The sequence below is a fragment of the Citrobacter sp. RHBSTW-00570 genome, assembly GCF_013739755.1.
Classification (GTDB): domain Bacteria; phylum Pseudomonadota; class Gammaproteobacteria; order Enterobacterales; family Enterobacteriaceae; genus Citrobacter; species Citrobacter braakii.
Genome location: NZ_CP056399.1, coordinates 3,669,179 through 3,688,708 on the forward strand (window position 1 = coordinate 3,669,179; position 19,530 = coordinate 3,688,708).

16 protein-coding genes and 1 pseudogene are annotated in these 19,530 nt (G+C 51.2%); 8 read left to right on the top strand and 9 right to left on the bottom strand.

Features of this window, described 5'->3' with window-relative positions:
- Positions 1–9: 9 nt before the first annotated feature.
- The 3 genes from HV237_RS17510 to HV237_RS17520 form a co-directional block, all read right to left on the bottom strand.
- On the bottom strand, positions 10–1,302 hold the full coding sequence (locus HV237_RS17510; RefSeq protein WP_047358047.1) for an efflux RND transporter periplasmic adaptor subunit: 1,293 nt from the start codon (positions 1,300–1,302) through the stop codon (positions 10–12).
- A gap of 76 nt (positions 1,303–1,378) precedes the next feature.
- The gene (gene cusF, locus HV237_RS17515; RefSeq protein WP_047358046.1) at positions 1,379–1,726 is read right to left on the bottom strand and encodes a cation efflux system protein CusF; all 348 of its coding nucleotides are present in this window, start codon (positions 1,724–1,726) and stop codon (positions 1,379–1,381) included.
- Between the two features lie 32 nt (positions 1,727–1,758).
- Positions 1,759–3,141, bottom strand: a complete 1,383-nt coding sequence (locus tag HV237_RS17520; protein ID WP_047358045.1) for an efflux transporter outer membrane subunit — start codon at positions 3,139–3,141, stop codon at positions 1,759–1,761.
- A 195-nt stretch (positions 3,142–3,336) separates the two neighbouring features.
- Between HV237_RS17520 and cusR the strand changes: the two genes are divergently transcribed.
- The 6 genes from cusR (at position 3,337) to HV237_RS17550 (ending at position 8,061) form a co-directional block, all read left to right on the top strand.
- Complete coding sequence (cusR, locus tag HV237_RS17525; RefSeq protein WP_047358044.1) at positions 3,337–4,020, top strand: copper response regulator transcription factor CusR; 684 nt, start codon at positions 3,337–3,339, stop codon at positions 4,018–4,020.
- A complete protein-coding gene (locus HV237_RS17530; RefSeq protein ID WP_047358043.1) occupies positions 4,010–5,461 on the top strand; it encodes a Cu(+)/Ag(+) sensor histidine kinase in 1,452 nt (483 codons plus the stop codon). Before cusR ends, HV237_RS17530 begins: the two co-directional genes overlap by 11 nt.
- A 248-nt stretch (positions 5,462–5,709) precedes the next feature.
- Entirely contained in the window at positions 5,710–6,036 is a 327-nt protein-coding gene (locus HV237_RS17535; RefSeq protein ID WP_047358042.1) for a hypothetical protein, read from the top strand.
- Positions 6,037–6,404: 368 nt separating this feature from the next.
- Positions 6,405–6,911, top strand: a complete 507-nt coding sequence (locus HV237_RS17540) for a hypothetical protein (protein ID WP_047358081.1) — start codon at positions 6,405–6,407, stop codon at positions 6,909–6,911.
- Between the two features lie 14 nt (positions 6,912–6,925).
- Entirely contained in the window at positions 6,926–7,177 is a 252-nt protein-coding gene (locus HV237_RS17545) for a membrane lipoprotein lipid attachment site-containing protein (RefSeq protein ID WP_047358041.1), read from the top strand.
- Positions 7,178–7,257: 80 nt separating this feature from the next.
- Positions 7,258–8,061 (top strand): MBL fold metallo-hydrolase, encoded by an 804-nt coding sequence (locus HV237_RS17550; protein WP_047358040.1) that lies wholly within the window; start codon positions 7,258–7,260, stop codon positions 8,059–8,061.
- 488 nt (positions 8,062–8,549) lie between these two features.
- On the opposite strand, the pseudogene HV237_RS17555 reads toward HV237_RS17550, so the two are convergent.
- Together HV237_RS17555 and HV237_RS17560 are read right to left on the bottom strand one after the other, a co-directional pair.
- Positions 8,550–10,994, bottom strand: a pseudogene (locus tag HV237_RS17555) (trimethylamine-N-oxide reductase 2).
- 20 nt (positions 10,995–11,014) lie between these two features.
- The gene (locus HV237_RS17560; RefSeq protein ID WP_016155916.1) at positions 11,015–12,109 is read right to left on the bottom strand and encodes a NapC/NirT family cytochrome c; all 1,095 of its coding nucleotides are present in this window, start codon (positions 12,107–12,109) and stop codon (positions 11,015–11,017) included.
- A 528-nt stretch (positions 12,110–12,637) separates the two neighbouring features.
- On the opposite strand from HV237_RS17560, the gene uspF reads away from it, so the two are divergent.
- Positions 12,638–13,066, top strand: a complete 429-nt coding sequence (gene uspF / locus HV237_RS17565; RefSeq protein ID WP_016152141.1) for a universal stress protein UspF — start codon at positions 12,638–12,640, stop codon at positions 13,064–13,066.
- 240 nt (positions 13,067–13,306) lie between these two features.
- Here the strand turns inward: uspF and torD are convergent, their stop codons facing one another.
- The 3 genes from torD to torC are packed head-to-tail and all read right to left on the bottom strand — an operon-like array spanning position 13,307 to position 17,626.
- Positions 13,307–13,921, bottom strand: coding sequence for a molecular chaperone TorD (gene torD, locus HV237_RS17570; RefSeq protein WP_019076213.1), 615 nt, complete (start codon positions 13,919–13,921; stop codon positions 13,307–13,309).
- Positions 13,918–16,458, bottom strand: coding sequence for a trimethylamine-N-oxide reductase TorA (gene torA / locus HV237_RS17575; protein WP_016152139.1), 2,541 nt, complete (start codon positions 16,456–16,458; stop codon positions 13,918–13,920). Before torA ends, torD begins: the two co-directional genes overlap by 4 nt.
- A complete protein-coding gene (torC, locus tag HV237_RS17580; protein WP_016152138.1) occupies positions 16,448–17,626 on the bottom strand; it encodes a pentaheme c-type cytochrome TorC in 1,179 nt (392 codons plus the stop codon). Before torC ends, torA begins: the two co-directional genes overlap by 11 nt.
- A gap of 131 nt (positions 17,627–17,757) precedes the next feature.
- On the opposite strand from torC, the gene torR reads away from it, so the two are divergent.
- Entirely contained in the window at positions 17,758–18,450 is a 693-nt protein-coding gene (torR, locus tag HV237_RS17585) for a two-component system response regulator TorR (protein ID WP_016152137.1), read from the top strand.
- On the opposite strand, the gene torT is transcribed toward torR, so the two are convergent.
- Positions 18,423–19,454: a TMAO reductase system periplasmic protein TorT gene (gene torT, locus HV237_RS17590; protein WP_047358039.1), complete on the bottom strand. Its 1,032-nt coding sequence runs from the start codon at positions 19,452–19,454 to the stop codon at positions 18,423–18,425. The genes torR and torT overlap by 28 nt on opposite strands.
- Positions 19,455–19,530: the final 76 nt, after the last annotated feature.

Genomic DNA, 19,530 nt, shown 5'->3' on the forward strand with positions numbered 1-19,530 from the left:
ATCATGTCCTCAGTGTGAATGGGTCGCCTGGGCTGGCTTTGCGGATGCGTCTTGCGCACCACTGTTCTGCGCGCGCATACGGTCCAGTGCGCCAGAGATATTCGCCTCGGAATCAATCAGGAACAGACCACTGGACACCACTTTTTCACCTTCAGTCAGGCCTGAGCGGATAGCCGTCAGCCCTTGAGATTCATGGAATACCGCAACCTGCTTCGGTACAAATCGACCTTCGTTATCGACGGTGATCACCCGTTGCTCGGTGCCTGTATCAATCAACGCCTTTGAGGGGATCAGCAGCATCGGTTCACTTTGCGTTTTCAGTTGCAGGTAAGCATTCATCCCCGGCTTGAGCGCCTCATCAGGGTTATTGACCTGCAAACGGATCTGCAGCGTACGCGTGGAGGCATCGACACTAGGTAAGATATTCCACTTGCTAATGGTGAAAGGCTTATCCGGCCAGGCGGGCACGGTGATGGTAAATTGCGAGGCGTCTTTGATCAGCCAGGCGATAGATTCCGGGACCGACGCGCTGACCCATACCGGGTCCATCCCCTGAATTTTCGCGACCACATTGTCTTTGGAAATGTTCATGCCGGTACGCAAATCGAATGCGGTAATCACCCCATCAATAGGGGCTTTCAGGGTAAAGCGAGTCTGAATTTTACGCGTCGATTTTAAGCGCTGAATATCCGCTTCCGGCATACCGGCCAGACGTAATCTCTCCAGAATCCCTTCCACCTGTGTCGCGCTGCCGCCGGTCTCCCGCAGTAACAAATATTCGCTCTGCGCCTCAACCCAGTCGGGAATCGTCAGATCGATAAGCGGCGCACCTTGCTTAATTTTGTCGCCCACGGTTAGCGGGTAAACCTTCTCGATAAAGCCTGCGGAGCGGGCCTGGACAATAACAAACTGGTATTCGTTATAGCTAACGTTAGCCGGGAAAGTTTGCGCATAGTGCAGCGGGCCACGGCGCACAGGTTCTGTTTTCAGACCCAAATTTTGGGTCTGAGTGGGATCGATACGCACGCCAGGCGCTGTCGCGCTCGCGGTCTCTTCATCGGCATATTTCGGGATCAGATCCATATCCATAAACGGTGATTTACCCGGCTTATCAAAGCGTGTGTTCGGGTACATGGGGTCATACCAGAACAACACTTTTCTGGCTTCTTTTTGCGAAGCCTGCCCGGTTTCAGCCGTTACGTTTGCTGATGAATAATAAGTATAAATACCGACAGAAATAACCCCACCGGCAATCATGCCAGCGAGAATAAGCGCGGTATTTTTAATATTTAAAGACGCCATAGTGATTTCCATTGCGCGATAGTCTCACCCGCATTTCGAAGAATCCGGGCAAGAATAAAAGAGACCTGCGAGAACGTTATTTACTGATGTGAATATCGCGTAACACAGAGATATTTCCCTGCTGAACAAACGTAAACACAACCTTATCGCCGGGTTTAATATCGTCAGCCTTGGTGTCGGCAACCCGCGTAAAACGCATCGTCATGGCAGGCCAGTTCACCGCGGGAATGGGATCATGCTTGATCGTGATTTTTTTACTTTCTTTATCAATAGCTTCAATCACCCCGGTGGCGCTAATGACGTCTTCCTGTTGGGCCGCTGGCTGCATGTTCATCATCTCGCCATGCTGATGCTCATTGGCCTGAGCGTTAAACATGACCACAGAGAAAAAGCTAAACAACACGGCTTTGGCGGTAGTATTCATACTTGATGCTCCTGAAAAGTTAATATTAAGGATTACTCCACCCAACCGCCGCCTAAGGCAGCAAACAGCTTAATTTCATTAACCTGTTGGGCGTAATTAAGATCGAGCAGCGATTGCTGCGTAGCGAATAAAGAACGTTCGGCGTCCAGTACTTCGATGTAGCTAACCGCACCATTTTGATAAAGCGCTCTGGCGCGTTGTAAGGTGATTTGCAATGACGTCAGGTAGCGCTGCTGACCACTAATTTGATCGGCAATGCTTTGGCGCAACACCAGCGCATCCGCCACCTCTTTAAACGCGTTCTGAATTTTTTGTTCGTAATTAACCACCGACTGCTGTTGGCGAATTTCAGCGAGGTCGAGATTGGACTGATTACGTCCGGCGTTAAAAATGGGAATATCTATTTTGGGGACAAAATTCCACATGCCGCTGGTCGCATTAAATAAGCTGGAGAGATCGCTGCTGCTGCTGGAAACTGAACTGGTCAAGGTAATCGACGGGAAAAACGCTGCCCGTGCGGCGCCGATATTGGCATTCGCCGCCATTAATCCGTGTTCAGCTTCCAAAATATCCGGGCGCTGCAACAGGATTTGCGACGAGAGCGATGGCGGCAGCGTTACTGGTTTGATATCCCCGCTGCTGCGCATCTGGTCGTTGGGTAATTTCCCGTACGTACCCAGCAACAGTTGCAGCGCGTTGTTGGCCTGCGCCAATTCACCTTTACGCTTCGCGATTTCGCTGCGCGTGCTTTCAATCACGCCCCGCGCCTGTTCCAGCGCCAGCACGTTGGTGCTTCCGGTCAGCAACTGCTTCTCAACAAAAGCGTAAGAACGCTGATAGTTTTGCAGCGTTTCTTCAGCAATTTGCAGTTGTGCATAAGCCAGACGCTGATTGAAATAACTTTGCGATACGTTGGAGATTAATGAGATGTGTACCGCCCGACGCGCCTCTTCGCTGGCAAAGAAGTTCTGTCGCTCGGCTTCACTCATATTTTTCAGCCGCCCAAAGAAGTCCAGATCGAAACTAAGACTGAGTCCAGCTTCGAATTCACGATCGGTGCTGCTATCGCCTTTTAATTTGCCGCTGTAAGTACCACTGGAACCTGCCGTGATTTGCGGATAGCGGTCAGCGTCCGTGACGCCATATTGCGCTCTCGCTTCCTGAACTTTTAGCACTGCCATACGTAAATCGCGGTTATTGACCAGCGCCTCGCCAATCAGCGCCTTTACCTGGGAGTCAACGAAGAAGCTCCGCCAGCCCGTGTCCTGATATCCCACCGGTGCAGAAACCAGGGCATTCTGGCTTAAGGAGAATTGCTGCGGCACAGGCAATGTCGGACGCTGATAATCCGGCGCCAATGAACAACCGGCGAGAACGAATACAGCGCTGAGGGTAAGAAGCTTAAATTTGCTCATAGTTCTTCTCGTCCTGACCGGACTGATGGCCCTAAAAAATGTAGGAATTTATAGCGTTGTACTTTAACGAAGTGACTCTGTTTAAGCGGTGACAGGAAAATGACAAAACTGTCATTTTCCCAATAACCGATTGCTATCCGATCCCGCTTCCCTAGAATTGAAAGTCCGCACAACCCGTGTGAGAAGGAGAATGCGATGAAGGTGTTGATAGTCGAAGATGAGAAAAAAACCGGTGAATACCTGACGAAAGGCCTGACGGAAGCGGGTTTTGTCGTGGATTTAGCGGATAACGGCCTGAACGGGTACCACCTGGCGATGACCGGCGATTACGACCTGCTCATACTCGACATCATGCTGCCGGATGTAAACGGCTGGGATATCGTACGGATGCTGCGTTCCGCTAACAAAGGGATGCCCATTCTTCTCCTCACCGCGCTGGGTACCATCGAACATCGGGTTAAAGGTCTGGAATTAGGCGCTGATGATTATCTGGTCAAACCGTTCGCCTTCGCCGAACTGCTGGCTCGGGTCAGAACGCTGCTGCGCCGCGGGGCGGCGGTGATTGTCGAAAGCCAGTTTCAGGTCGCGGATTTAATGGTCGATCTGGTCAGCAGAAAAGTCACCCGCAGCGGGACGCGTGTTACTCTGACCAGCAAAGAGTTTACCCTGCTTGAGTTTTTCCTGCGTCATCAAGGGGAAGTTTTACCCCGCTCGCTGATCGCCTCCCAGGTTTGGGATATGAATTTTGACAGCGATACCAATGCCATCGACGTCGCCGTTAAGCGTCTGCGCGCCAAGATTGATAACGATTTTGAACCGAAACTGATTCAGACCGTACGCGGCGTGGGATATATGCTTGAGGTTCCTGATGCCCAGTAAACGATGGCGGCGCCCTTTTTCGCTGGCGACACGACTGACCTTTTTTATCAGTCTGGCGACAATTGCTTCATTTTTCGCCTTTGCATGGATAATGATCCACTCCGTGAAGGTCCATTTCGCCGAGCAGGACATCAATGATTTACAAGAGATCAGCGCCACGCTGGAGCGGATTATTAACCAACCCAACGAGCCAGAATCACGCCGCCTGGAAACGCTAAAAAACGTGGTTGAGGGCTACTCGAACGTCATTATTTCTCTGGAAGACAGTAAGCAGAAAGCCATTTTTCATTCGCCAAATGCGCCGGATCTCCGGCAATTTATCGCCAGCGCAAGACCGGATAAAAATGCCCATGCCAGCAATGTTTTTATTATATCCGGCCCAACACTGCAAACGTCCAAACATATTCACGGACAAAAAACGTCGTCTAACTGGCGAATGATTCGCCTGCCGGTAGGAAAGCTGACTGATGGAAAAGCGGCATATACGCTGTATCTGGCGTTATCGATCGATTTTCATCTGCACTATATTAACGACCTGAAAAACAAACTGATTATGACGGCATCGCTGATTAGCATGATGATTGTATTTATCGTGCTGTTCGCTGTGTATAAAGGCCATGAACCGATCCGTAATGTCAGTCGGCGCATCCAAAATATCACCTCAAAAGATCTTGATGTGCGCCTCGATCCGCAAGCGGTCCCTATTGAACTGGAACAACTGGTAAGTTCGTTTAATCACATGATCGAACGCATCGAGGATGTATTTAAACGTCAGTCGAACTTCTCGGCGGATATTGCCCATGAGATCCGCACGCCAATAACCAACCTGGTCACACAAACGGAAATTGCGCTCAGCCAAACCCGTAGCCAAAAAGAGCTGGAAGACGTGCTGTATTCCAATCTTGAAGAGTTTGGTCGTATGTCGAAAATGGTAAGCGACATGCTGTTTCTGGCGCAGGCAGACAACAATCAGCTTATCCCGGAAAAGACAGCGCTTAATCTGGCCGATGAGGTTGGTAAAGTGTTCGATTTTTTCGAAGCCTGGGCAGAAGAGCGCGAGGTTGGCTTACGTTTTGAAGGACGCGCATGCTGGGTTTCAGGCGATCCGTTAATGCTACGCCGGGCAATGAGTAATCTGCTTTCAAATGCCATGCGCTACACGCCAAAGGGCGAGTCGGTAACCGTGCGGGTGAAAGAGGCGGATGGCCTGGTCCAGATAGTCGTGGAAAATCCCGGCCCCCCCATTCCCCCACAGCATCTATCGCGGCTATTTGATCGTTTTTATCGGGTTGACCCTTCGCGACAGCGTAAAGGCGAAGGCAGCGGTATTGGCCTGGCGATTGTGAAATCGATTGTTATCGCCCATCAGGGGAAAGTCTCGGTGACATCCGATCAGCTTGCCACCCGTTTTATTCTGACGCTGCCCAAGCATGCGATGTAATTTATGATAATGGCGTTGATACCTTAAACAATTCGAGTTGCAGGAAGGCGGCAAGAGAGGGAATCCCCAGTCAATTACTTAAGTAAATGACTGGGGTGAACGAGCGCAGCCAACGCATATGCAGCTTGAAGTATGACCGGTATATATATCATCACCGATTCTCTGACATAACCGTCATAGTCCTGTCACGCCGCTGACAGCCCTCACCAATTATAATTTCTTCCGTAAACCCAAACAGGAGAAATATGATGAATAAGATATCTTCTTTTTTCGCTATCGCGTTTTTTATTTCAGCTGGCGTTAATGCGGCAGACGCCCCCAAAATGCATCAACAGGCCGCAGCAGCCCATGAAATGATGAATAACAGCAGTGCCCCTGCACATCAACAAATGGCGCAAGAACACGTCGCGCAGACGAATAATTCAACGTCAACGCCATCCCAGGCACGCCCTTTTTCACAAATGAATAAACATGAAAAAGCGATGGTCGTTCACCAGTCAGTGAATAACGGTCATTCATATGCCCATGAGGTTCAGGCCAGGCAGCACAGCGCACAGATCCCCGCGCAAGGGTAACGTTGCTCTGTGTTGAATAAAATGTCCATCAATACGCTATGTATGAATATTGCGGACAAAACGCGCCACGCAGGCCTGTACATTTACAAGCCTGCGTTCCTGCCATTAATGTCAATATTAATATTTCTTTAAACACTTCATTAAAAAGTAAATATAATTAAGCGTTTTATCTTACTTGTATAAAATACGTAATTCACCTACTTATAATGTTGCATATTACAGCCCCCACGCTCTCACCATTAATATAAATTAGGATTCCCCCTGGTATGCGTCATTAATATTTAATGGGAGACTGCCGTCGTCGTAAACATGACATTCGAACAGTTCGTATTCCTATAAATAAACTTAATGATGATAGTGAGCAAAAAATGAAAAAACGTCTGCTGACCCTCTTTGTCCTCGGCCTGACAACGGCCACAACGGCATGCGCAATTACCCCGGCAATGCAGAAAAAGTATGAACATTCAGGTTGTACACAAATGAGTGAACTCAATGGCTGCGATATCAATAAATCCTATCAGTGGAACCGCGATCATGGTTTTATTGAGAACGGCAACAGCCAGCAGAGCCGTCATCATCGTCATGGTGAAGAGCAGCAAAATACCGCTGACCGGGATAACCACGATAATGCCGATATTTACGGCAAATTCAGCGGAAATTACGTAGCCAAATTTGCCAATGGTCAACGCAGCGTTGATATTCACGTCGAGGGTTCCAGCGTGTACGTCAATGGTAATGAAGTGCGTGACGTAAATACCTATCAGGATACGATGACCTTCCGTGTCGGCTATGCCACTTACACCATTAAAACGAATGGTCGCGGTAGCTGGAATGACAGCGATGCCGGGAATGCTGGCAAAATTGTGCGCGAGTAACGGATACCGCCACAATGAAAAAACTGATTTCCACGTTGGTTATTATGGCTAGTCTGTCGGGCTGTGCCGAACATCCTTACCTTTCTGCAACCGCTGCTGGTATTGGGGCCGCAGCAGTTGCCACGGCGATCGCTAATCACAAAAACCGTGAAGCCAACCGTGATAAAGAGCATGAACGCCAGGAGCGCGAGCAAAGGGAGAACCAGCATGCGTGGCGGCATCGTCACCATCACTCCGATGATGACGGCCATTACTATCACCGCTAAGTCAGCACAAAGAGCGCTGCGATCACAGCGCTCTCAACGGTCATGTATTACAGTATGCCGTTTTAATACTGGAGTCAGGCATGGCATTAACCCTCACGGTATTGCTTGAAAACAGGCGCGCTGCGAGCGCAGATAAATCATTACGGGCAAAGCCTGGATTAAGTCTGTTAGTTCAGGATGAAACCACCACCATACTATTTGATACCGGCCCGGACGACAGCTTCATACTTAACGCCGCGCAAATGGGTGTAGACCTGACGCAATTGACCGCCGTGGTTCTTTCGCACGGCCATTACGATCACTGTGGCGGCGTGCCGTGGCTGGCGGATAACAGTCGTATCATTTGCCATCCCCAAATAGCCTGCGAGCGGTACGCCTCAATAACCCTGGCGGGAACGCCAAGAAAAATAAAAAAACTCTCGCGTGATAACGACTACTCTCGACTAATCATGGAATACACCCGTGAACCGTTGGCGATCAGCGATCGATTTTTGTGGTCCGGCGAAATTAGTGTCGCCACTCCACAGGCCTATGGCGTTATTAGCGAGAAAACACCTCAACCGGATTACATCAGCGACGAAGGCGTATTGATCTATAAATATGATCGCGGGTTAGTCATCATTACCGGATGCGGGCATCGGGGAATAGAGAATATCGTACGCCATTGCCAAAACATCACCGGCGTTAACCAAATTTACGCCCTCGTCGGTGGGTTCCATTTACGCACTGCCTCCCCCGCTAAGCTATGGCGAACCCGACAATTTATTAAGCAACAACAGCCAGAAAAACTACTCGGCTGTCATTGCACCGGTTCGTGGGGTCGATTGTGGCTACCGGGAACTGACGCCCCGGCAACGGGAGATGTGATTGTGCTGGCAGAGTAACGGCGATAAGACATTGCCGAAACAGCAATAAAAAACGGGAACCTTACGGCCTACTGCCGATCAGTTAAATCTGTTTTGCTGTTCAGATAAAAAACGCAGGTGGGCAGGTGTGGGCTGGTCCGGCTGAAAATTGCTGACGAGTTTCCGTAAGGCAGGGAGAACCCGCAGGGATGCGGGTTCAGGGCGCGTTTTGCAGGAACGCTACCTCGCGCCCGGCCCGGTAGCCTGGAGGAATAAACGGAGGGGACCGCGGAGCGGCAATTTTCCCGCCGGGAGCCGGGATTGTTAAGGGTACGGCGATAGTACCCTTAACACGTTCACAGGGAGGATCGTTTCAGAGAAGTGACAAACATAAGGTGAACGTAGCAATATACCGGAGGCAATAGATTCATTACCTCCGTATGTGCCACTCTCCGTTATCGCTACGGCCACTCATCCTCGTTAATTGCCAGCATTCGAGCCTTACGGCCCCCGCTTTTCAACCATCATTACAGAGTGACGATTGCTGGCTCATCAAAGACGGTGAGTTTTGGCGCTTCGCCGGTGAATTTCTCTGCGTATACCAGGCTGGTATTCCCCGCGCAGCCATTCGCCAGCCTTGAGGTTGGGATATCCGCCGTCAGCACGTTCGCGCCGCCATTTTTGCAGATACCGTTCTCAATATCTGGCCATGCGCCTTCATGGATACAGATGATTCCCGGTTTGATACCGTCACTGATGTGTGCCCCCACCAGCACCTGTCCACGCGCGTTCCATACGCGTACCAGATCGCCCTCGGCAATACCTCTGGCTTTCGCATCATCCGGGTGAATCGTTACCGGCTCACGATTGGCAATCGCGTACTCTTTGCGCAGCGAAGCGTAGTTCAACTGACTATGCAGACGATGTGCCGGGTGCGCCGTCAGTAGCTGCAGTTGATCTTTATCCGCAGTTCCTTTCCATTCATCGGGTTCAATCCATGACGCATGCGGCGGGCAATCTTTGTATTGATAGCCTTCAATCGTTTTTGAGTAGATTTCTATCTTACCGCTCGGCGTTCCAAGCGCATTCATCACCGGATCGCTGCGGAAATCCGCGTAGCGTACATATTTGTTATTCTTTTCATTCTCACGCATTTCGATCAGTTTGTTTTGCTGCCAAAACGCGTTGAACTGAGGCATGGCGATACGCTGGGCGCGGGCGGCTTTTTGCGCGGCATCATAGAACTGCTTCAGCCACGCCATTTCATCTTTGCCCTCGGTGTAGACCGCCTTACCGCCAGGCTTGAGCATCTCCGCCAGATCGGCAAATACGTCAAAATCACTGCGTGCTTCAAACTGCGGCTCAATGACCTGCTTCATCGGCACCAGATGTTGGTTACTGTAATCACCGGTCATGGTCAGATCGTTGCGCTCAAACGACGTGGTGATCGGCAGGACTATATCGGCATGTTTGGCCGCTGCGGTCCAGTAGCACTCTGAGATGACAACCAGTTCAGGCTTCTGCTAGGCTTTGATTAAACGGTTAGTATCCTGATGATGGGTAAAGTTAGCGCCGCCCGCCCACCAGATCATTTTGATATCCGGGAAGGTTTGCTCTTTACCGTTATGCTGATATTTGCCGCCTGGATTTTCCAGCGCTTCGACAATTCGCGCTACCGGCAGGCTGATCACCGCATCGGAAACCGCCCAGTCGTTACCCGCAGATGACCCACCCTCAATTTGGGCGGAGATGGCTGGCAATACTCCCCCGGTACGCGTTGGGTTACCGCCGTTGGAATAGTGATAAGAGAACCCGAAACCACCGCCTTCGGTACCAATTTGCCCCAGCATCGCCGCCAGAGTCACCAGCATCCAGTGTTTTTGCTCACCGTATTGCTGGCGCTGAATCCCCCAACCCGCCATGAGCATGGTTTTATTGCTGGAGAAAATTTCCGCCAGCTTCTCCAGTTGCTCAGCAGGCACGCCGCACACGCCGGAAGCCCACTCGGCGGTTTTCTCTATTTTGTCGCTCTTGCCGAGCAAATACTCTTCAAACTGCGGATATCCAGTGGTGTATTTTTCCAGGAAGGCTTTGTCATGGAGATTTTTCTTCACCAGCGTATGGGCGATCCCTAACATCATCGCCACATCGGTCCCCATATGTGGCGCAATCCAGGTTGCATTATCACCAAAGAACTCAATGGTTTCGGAACGCATCGGATCGATGGCGATGACGCTTTTCCCTGATTTCTTCAGCAGATTAAAGTATTCAATCCCCTGTTCATCCGTGCTGCTCCAGGCAATCTTGAGGGTATTGAGCGGGTTCATCCCCCACAGCACCACGACCTGACTGTGCTCAAGCACCATCGGCCAGGTGGTTTGCTGCTCATAGACTTCAACCGATCCCACAACGTAAGGCATGATCACCTGCGCGGCACCGGTTGAATAATCTCCGGTATGACCTGCGTAACCACCGGCCATGCTCATATAGCGTTGCAGTAAGGTTTGCGCTTTATGCAGAACGCCGCTGGAGCGCCAGCCATAAGAACCAGCAAATATCGACGCCGGGCCATAGCTGCTACGGATCCGGCTATGCTGCTCATGTATCAGTTTCAGTGCCTGCTCCCAGCTAACCCGCACGAAAGGATCGCTTCCACGTTTACCATCCGCATTACCCGGGTTTTCCAGATAGCTTTTGCGCACCATCGGATATTTTACGCGGATATTGGTATGGACCTGATCCGGCGCGGTTTGCTGTAACGAGTTCGGCACCGTTTTAGGCAACGCGCCTTTTGAGGAAACCACTTTGCCATCTTTTACTTCCACGTATACCGCGCCCCAACGCGCTGCCGTCAGAATCGCTCCGCCATTTTGGCCTTCGGCCCAGGCCGGCATTGGGATCACCGAAGAAATCGCCATTGTCCCGGTTGCCGCGCCGGCCGTCTTAATAAAGTCACGTCTTGTGAGTTTCATGATTTCTCCTGATTTATCGCTTATTTGTTCATGTCTTTAGCGTTGTACTGGAAGTAACGGCTCAGGATATCCAGTTCGTTTTCACTGATATTGGTGCGAGCGCCCATCCCTTTTGCTACTGAAGGCCAGGCGTTGAGCGTGAAATGATTCGCTGGAATTGGCGCATGGCAGCCCGCGCAGTACACATTGTCGAGTTTGCGTGCGTAATCCCACATCGGTTCACGGCTGGCGAGAGCGGAACCGCTCCATTCACCCTGCAGCACGACATCTCGCCACACATTGCCGTAATCATCTTTTTTCCAGTCGGAGAGGATCTTCAGCGATTGCTGACCTTTTTCACTCAGGCTGGCAAGAATCAAACGCTGTCCTGCCGCGTAGTAAATGACCTGTTCATTTCCCTGCATCTGGCTACCGCGAATCTCGACCTGTCGCGTATTGTCCGTTGTTTTCAGAACCTGCATTTTTGTTGCCGGGTAAACGGTTCCCAAATCGCCCAGCGCAGTGTTGCTTACGGCATAAAGCTCTGTTGCCGAAGCAGGGGTGGAGGCGGACTGCGCTTCAAGCCCTTTGAGCGCGCTGTCATCCATTTTTATTTCAGGTGGGAAATGGGCGACGCCTTTGTGGCAATCAATACAGGTTTGCTTTTCCTCGATGCCCATTTTGTGCATTTTCTGGGCCTCTGCGCTTTGTGCGGCAAGATCCATCGCGTCCATGCTGTGACAGCTACGGCAGGTCGCAGAATCGCTCGCTTTTAGCTGTGCCCAAACGGTTTGCGCCATCTCCAGACGGTGTTCTTCAAATTTTTCTGGGGTATCGATTTTTTTGGTTATGAACTGATGATAAACATCTTTTGAGGCTCGCAGTTTAGCCACCAGATAATCCAGGCCGCCCTGGGGGATATGACAATCAGCACACTCTGCACGAATACCTTTCTGATTCTGAAAGTGAACCGAACCGGTATATTCCTCATACGGTGCCTGCATCGTATGACACGACAAACAGAATTCCGTGCTTGAGGTTTTGTGCAACGTCCATTGCCCTGCCAAAACGATAACAGCACCAAGAACAATGCACAGCAGCATCGTCCCGAGGATGGTTTTATTTATTTTTCTCATCTTTTATTCCCACAAGATGAATACCCTTTAATAGGTAGACAATAATTACCCTAACGCGGCTACTTATTGATATTCATCAAACGCAGAGGGAAATGAGAATCAGCATGTGGGTAAGTTTGAAGGCGCTCGCATAATTAATACGAACGAAATTAAATATAAAATACCTTTTTAAATTCAGACAATTAAACCAAATCCAAGGTTTAATTAACCATTAATTATGGAAACGTCAGAATAAAAGTTTGATGAGTGCTGAATGGCATTAAAATTATGCCCTTGGCAATAGTCGCTATATAATAAAATATACAATAAAAAAACATAAAAACGAACCCTTTTCTATTACGAGATAACACGTATTAATGAAGATACCCCTCTTGTGGTTGTGCTCAGATATACATTCACGACAAGACTTGTGACACACAGCTATCATTGACGCACATTTATGCATGCAATCTTGATCTGGTCGCTTATTATACAGATTCGATTTTCGCTACACTCTGGGTAGAGGTAAACAAACAGGAGGTAGTGAATATGTATCGCTCAATTCTGGTGCCCATTGATATCTCTGAAACCGATTTAACCCGCCATGTTGTTCCACAGGTCCTGGCGCATGCCAAAACCGCTAAGGTCCACTTTTTAGCCGTTATTCCTACCGTTCCGTTCTATGCCTCGCTGGGGCTGGCTTACTCAACAGAATTCCCGGACAGAAGCGGTCTGCAGGCCAAGGCCAGCGAAAAACTCGAAGAGATTATTAAGCAGTTCAATATTCCTGCAGGCAGGAGTCAGACTCACGTCGTTTACGGCCCGCCGAAGGATCAGATCCTCAAACTGGCGGAGGCGGTAGACGCTGAGCTTATTGTTATTGCCTCACATAAGCCTGGTTTTAGCACTTATCTGCTGGGTTCAACGGCGGCTGCCGTAGTACGCCATGCAAAATGTCCGGTGCTGGTTGTGCGGTGATAGGGTCAAAATGGGGGCGAATTTGCACTAACGTTTATAAGTTAAGCATTATTGAGCACATGTGATTCTTGCTCAGGGTTCCGTTCACCTCAGCGGTAAATGTAGCAATATACCGGAGGCAACAGATTCATTGCCTCCGGATGTCCCACTCTCAGTTACTCATTACGGCCATTCATTTTCGTTAAAATGACAAGCATTAGAGCGAATGCATTCCCGTTGTTCTGTGGCTTAGGCCATCACTCAGTTCTGAATATCCAGCCTGACCAGTGCCAGCAACAGCTGACTCAGCGCGCCATAGAAACCAAAGTCATCATAGCGGCGGCATTTGGCGGTGAATTCCGGTAACCAGCGTAACAGCCCCGCCAGCGTTTCTCTGCGCAGCGCATCAATACGCTGGCGGCTAAGCCCGGACTCTCCCAGAGAAAAATGCAGATGACTCAGCAGTTCGATAAAAATTGCCAGATGATCGGCTGACTCGCTAAACGTTTCGCTTACCTGCATGCCAGCATCGGCTAACAATCGTTTAATGACCCCGTAATTCGGCCCTCCTTCAAGATGGGCCGACGCATAGGGTAACGCCGCGTGTTTTTCCGTCATCAGAAACAGGCTACAAAAATCAGCCGCCAGTTCGAGGGTTGCGTCCTCACGCACCTGAAGCGCAGCAATTTTCTCCTCCAGCTGAAGGACTTCCGCTTCAAGCGACGGTTCACCTTTTAGCACCGCGAACCACTCAGCCATTTCGCTGGACTGCAAAAGTGCCAGGCTGTCATCGTCACGTTCCCGGGAAAACAACTGCGCCAGCCAGGCGTAAACACAGGCCATCTGTTCTGTTGTCAGGGAAGAGTGTTTTATCATGACGATACCTTCTCCGCCGGAACATATTCGCACTGCGCCACCATTTTTATCGGGCCGCTAAACGCCGTCACGTTATCCACCTTGCCGGTATATTTCTCAATTTCCACCAGCGTAGTATGAGCGCTGGTCGCCTGCGCCAGTTGAGACGTGCCGATATCGATTGTTAATACGTTTGGATTGCCGTATTTACACAGCGCCCCAGTTTCTCCGCCGTTATCAGGGTCGTACCAGGCACCTTCATGAATACGCGCCACGCCTGGCGAGTAGAGATCGGAGACAACCGCCCCGGCCAGTACTTGTCCACGTGCGTTAAACACACGGACAATATCACCGTTGCGAATCCCCCTGACGCTGGCATCCTGCGGGTTGATAAACACCGGCTCTTTACCACTTACCGCATAATGCTTACGCAGCGCTTCAGATTCACAAAGCTGCGAGTGCAGACGGAAATCAGGGTGAACAGATTGCAGATGCAGTGGCCAACGCTGCGACCCGGGTCCACCATGTGAGCGTTCGATTTTCTCAAACCACATCGGATGCCCCTGGCAGTCGTCATACTGCATACCGGCAATGGTTTTCGAGAAAATTTCGATCAATCCGCTCGGCGTGCCCAGCGGCTCAAGATCGGGGTCTTCGCGGAATGCCTGATGACGTACAAACATCTGCGGATGTTCGAATTCAACGTACTCTTGCTGATTCCAGAAAACGTCAAAAGCGGGGAGATGAACGCCGCGCCCTTTCCCCTGCTGGCTTCCTTCCTGCCAGATCCGTTTCAGCCACCCCATCTCATCCAGCCCTTCGGTAAAGGCTTCTTCACGATTAAAGCGGCGGCAGAGATCGCGGAAAATATCGAAATCATTACGTGCTTCAAATTGCGGCTGCACCAACTGTTTCATGGCGATAATGCCGCGGTTGGAGTGGTTGCCATACTGGTCAAGATCGTTACGCTCAAACTGGGTCGTCGCGGGCAATACGATGTCAGCGAATCGACAGGTCGAGGTCCACTGATTATCGATGGCGATAACGGTTTCCAGCTTACGCCAGCCCTCAATAATACGATTGATCTGCTGGTGACGATGGAAAGGGTTGGTCCCGGCAAAAACGCACATCTTCAACGGCGGCAACTTGACGGTTTTGCCGTTCCAGTTAATTTGTTTACCCGGCTCAAGAATCGCATCGATAAAACGCGCGATCGGGATGGTGCTGCTGTACCCCTTATAATCAGTGCTGTCATGCACAGGAGGTACGGTAGTGGAGCCAGAAAAACCGCTCAGGATAATCCCTTTGCGGCTTGGCGTGCCCGCGCCGTTATAGTGCCAGCCAAAGCCGAAGCCACCGCCGGGTAAGCCGATTTGTCCAAGCATTGAGGCCAGCACCACGATCATCCACGCCCACTGTTCCCCGTGCTGCATACGCTGGACGCACCAGCCGGCAATAATCTGCGTTCTTCCGCCCGCCATTTGCCGCGCCAGTTCACGAATCGTATCGGCATCAATCCCGCATATTTTTTCCGCCCACTGGGCATCTTTAGGCTGTCCGTCACTTTCCCCCAGCAGATAAGGCAGAAACTGCTCAAACCCTACGCAGTAGTTATCGAGAAAATGCTTATCGTAGAGCTTCTCGGTATAAAGCGTGTGCGCCAGCGCCAGCTGTAGCGGCACATCGGCCTGCGGATTCACGGCGACGTGTTTAACCTTGTCGCGGCCCAGGTAGTCGTGCGTCGAGGTGATGACCGGATCAACGCTGATAACCGAGATCTCGCCGCGCGCCACTTTTTCTTTCAGTTGTTCGTAGTATTCATAAACATCATGATCCGGGCACCACCAGTTCGCCTGCTGGTTTTTAATCAGGTCGGAACCCCACAGCACAATCGTTTTGCTGTTTTTCAGCACCAGCGGCCAGGAGGTCTGCTGTTCATATACCTCCATTGACCCGACCACGCGCGGCAGAATCACCTGGGCTGCACCAGTGGAATAGTCGCCCCCGGTACTTACGCTGTTGCCGTGCAGCGCAATGGCGCGCGCCAGCATCCCCGAGGCGTTATGGAACATGCCGGTTGATTGCCAACCGCTGGCCGTCAGCAGCGCGCTCGGGCCATAGGTCTTCTGAATTCGCTCCAGCTCCTGATAGAAGAAGTCAAGCGCTTCATCCCACGAAACGCGCACAAAGCGGTTATCTCCACGCTGCGTGGTATCGCTCTGATGGCGTTTACGCAACCAGTCGACACGGACCATTGGATAGCGAATACGCGCCCCGCCATGCACGTGGTCCGGCAGTCCGGCGATCATTTTTGACGGGTACTTATCACGCTCAAACGGTTTGGCTTCAATAAAACGCCCATCAACCACGGTGGCGCGGATTGCCCCCCAGTGAGATCCGGTCAGGATCCCCTCTTTGACGCCAGTTCCCTGCACCTCTGCGGCGTTGGCGCTGCGCGGTGTGAGCAGCGAAGGTCCTAACATACCAGCGACGGTCAAGCCGCCCAACTGCAGTAGAAAACGACGGCGAGATGCCTGAAAGAGATCGTTATTTTTCATTGCTTTCTCCCTTATCGCCATGCGGCTTGTCCGTGGTGTCAGAGGCATTCATCTGCAGATATTTCAGTAAGGTACGTTCTTCACGTTTATCCAGACTGGTAAATCCAATCATGCCGTTCAACGTGCCAATCCAGCCGTTGGCGTCAAAGTGTTCTTTCTCAGGTGCGCCGTGGCACTGGTTACAGGTTCCGTTATAGAGCGAGTCGGCATAAGCCCAGATTGGCTTAATGTCGTTAACCATATCGCCCTTCTGCATCCAGGCGGTGGCCTGCAGCTTGCTCCACTGCGTATTCGTTTCCGCGACGGTCGTTTGCTCCAGGGTTTTCACGTGCTGCTGGATGTCGCCACGAATGGAGGCCACAAAAATGCGTTTACCCGGCAATTGGGCCAGCACGCGCTGACGCCCGTTACTCTCTGTCCAGCCCACAATTTCAATTTGCAGCCAGTCGCCGTCACGCTTTAACACTTTTACTTCAGAAGCAGGCAGCAGTGAGCCCGCAGGTTCTTTATCCCCTTTGGCGGCATAAATAGGTTTGATGTCCAGGGAATAGAGCGTATCGCCATCGTCGTTTGCGTTGGCGCGTAACTGGTCAAACTGCTTGCGGAAACCGCTGCTCATATCGGGAAGCTGATGCGCAATACCTTTATGACAGTCAATACAGGATTGATTGTCCTTGGCCGCAATCTTCATCTGACGCGCAGCTTCAGGGTGCTGTTTCGCGTGATCCATCGCATCATAGTTATGACAGGAACGACAGGTCGCGGAGTTGTTCTCCTTCATTCGCGCCCATTCGCGCTCCGCCAGCTCGGCACGTTTGGCTTCGAATTTCTCAGGAGTATCAATAGAGTGGGCAACAAAGGTCTGGTAAATATCGTTGCTGGCCTCCAGCTTACGTTTCACCATGCCAGGGATATCGGATGGAATGTGGCAATCATGACACTCTGCGCGCACCCCGGAGGCATTCTGAAAATGCGCAGACTGTTTATATTCTTCATAAACCGGCTGCATGCTGTGGCAGCTCACGCAAAATTCGGTTGAACTGGTTAATTTAATGCCAACGTGCGGTAAGACGATCAGCGCGATACCGACCACCATCCCGATGACGACCAGCGCCAACACTGACCAACGTGCGCTCGGTCTGAGCAGCGCCCTCCATAGTTTCCGCATAATAGCCCCTGTAAATATATGGTTTAGTTACAGAGGATCTTATTTCGCAAATGTGAACGGCAACACTGGTCAGGATGAATGGCTTACGGCACAATGTGAACAGATATGAACAGAAAGAGACAACAACCAGGATGTCGCATCACATTGTCATTGTTGAGGATGAACCCGTTACCCAGGCACGATTACAGGCTTATTTTGAACAGGAAGGTTATCACGTCTCGGTCACAGCCAGCGGAGCCGGCCTGCGTGAAATCATGTCACAACACTCTGTCGATCTTATTCTGTTAGATATCAATCTCCCGGATGAAAATGGCTTAATGCTGACCCGCGCCCTGCGTGAACGCTCAACGGTGGGGATCATCCTGGTCACGGGTCGTAGTGACCAAATTGACCGTATCGTTGGCCTGGAAATGGGGGCTGATGATTATGTCACCAAGCCGCTGGAGCTACGTGAACTGGTGGTGAGAGTGAAAAATTTACTCTGGCGTATCGACCTTGCCCGCGAGGCGCGACCGGAGGCTAAAGACAACTGCTATCAGTTTGCCGGGTATTGTCTGAATGTCTCCCGTCATACTCTGGAACTGGGCGACGAGGCAATCAAACTCACCCGCGCCGAGTATGAAATGCTGGTCGCGTTTGTCACCAATCCGGGGGAAATTCTCAGTCGCGAACGTTTACTGCGCATGCTTTCGGCACGACGGGTAGACAATCCGGACTTACGCACCGTGGACGTACTGATCCGCCGTTTACGCCACAAGCTGCGTGCTGATTTACTGGTAACGCAGCACGGGGAAGGTTATTTTTTAGCGGCTGACGTGTACTGATACAGATAAACAGGACGGAATCCGCCGGGTGACAACGAGCACTTTACATGCTGGCTGTCGGCATTTTTCGGGGTGAGCACCAGGATCGGTGGACTGATATTTTCCGGCACCGGTTGTCCTTGTAATACTCTGATAGCCTGCTGAATCGCCAGTTCACCTTGCCAGACCATTTGATCGCTGGCAGCCATAATGATTCTTTCGCGTTTAAGCCCGCGATACACCTGATGCGACAGATAAAAAGAGACGACAGTTAACGGCGCGCCCTGATTGCGCTTCTCCCCCATTGCCGCTTCAGCAGCAATTGCTGTACCGGCCACCACGTCGGCATCCGGGTGACGCTCAAGCATCTCCTGCAACAGATTACGCTGTATTTCAATATCATTATCGCCCAACGCCACATCCACGATGCGCACCTGACTGCCGGCAATCGCCTGACGGAACCCGGCCACCATCTCACGACTGCCCCCGGCGTCATCAGGTCCTGGCAATAATAAGACCTTTAGCGGTTTGCCCGCGCTCCACTTAACCAAATAGCGGCCTGGCTGATAACCCATCTGGAACCACGGAACCCCAACCCGGGCTTTTACCGTTGCGTCATGGATAGCATTCACCACCTCGATAACCGGTAGCGTGCCAACCTGTGCCTGCAAATCCGGAAAAGTCGTCGTGCTGCTGCCCAACAAAATGGCATCCGCGCCCCATTGCTGGCATTGAGCGATTTGTGATTTTTGCGTGTCGAACTGGCGATACCCTCCCGCCTCGAGCACCTTCAGGCTTACGCCGTATTTTTTCGCCGCCTCCAGCATGCCGTAATTCACGGAAAGCCAGTAGGAATCCTTCAGGCTGGGATACAGCGCGCACAGTTTCCAGACTTTGTTTGCAGTAACGTCCGTTAGCGGTTCCGGTACTGCCTGCTGGGTATCCGGCCAGCGCAGCAGTGCAGACCCGGTCGCGTGACCTAAGCCGGGAAAAAGTGTGATAAGCAGGAAAACCAATACGCGCATGATAGCCTCAACATTGATAAGGCTTTATCCTAGTTGCTTTCCTCTTTTGGACTCAACCTTTTTAATCTGTGGCGAC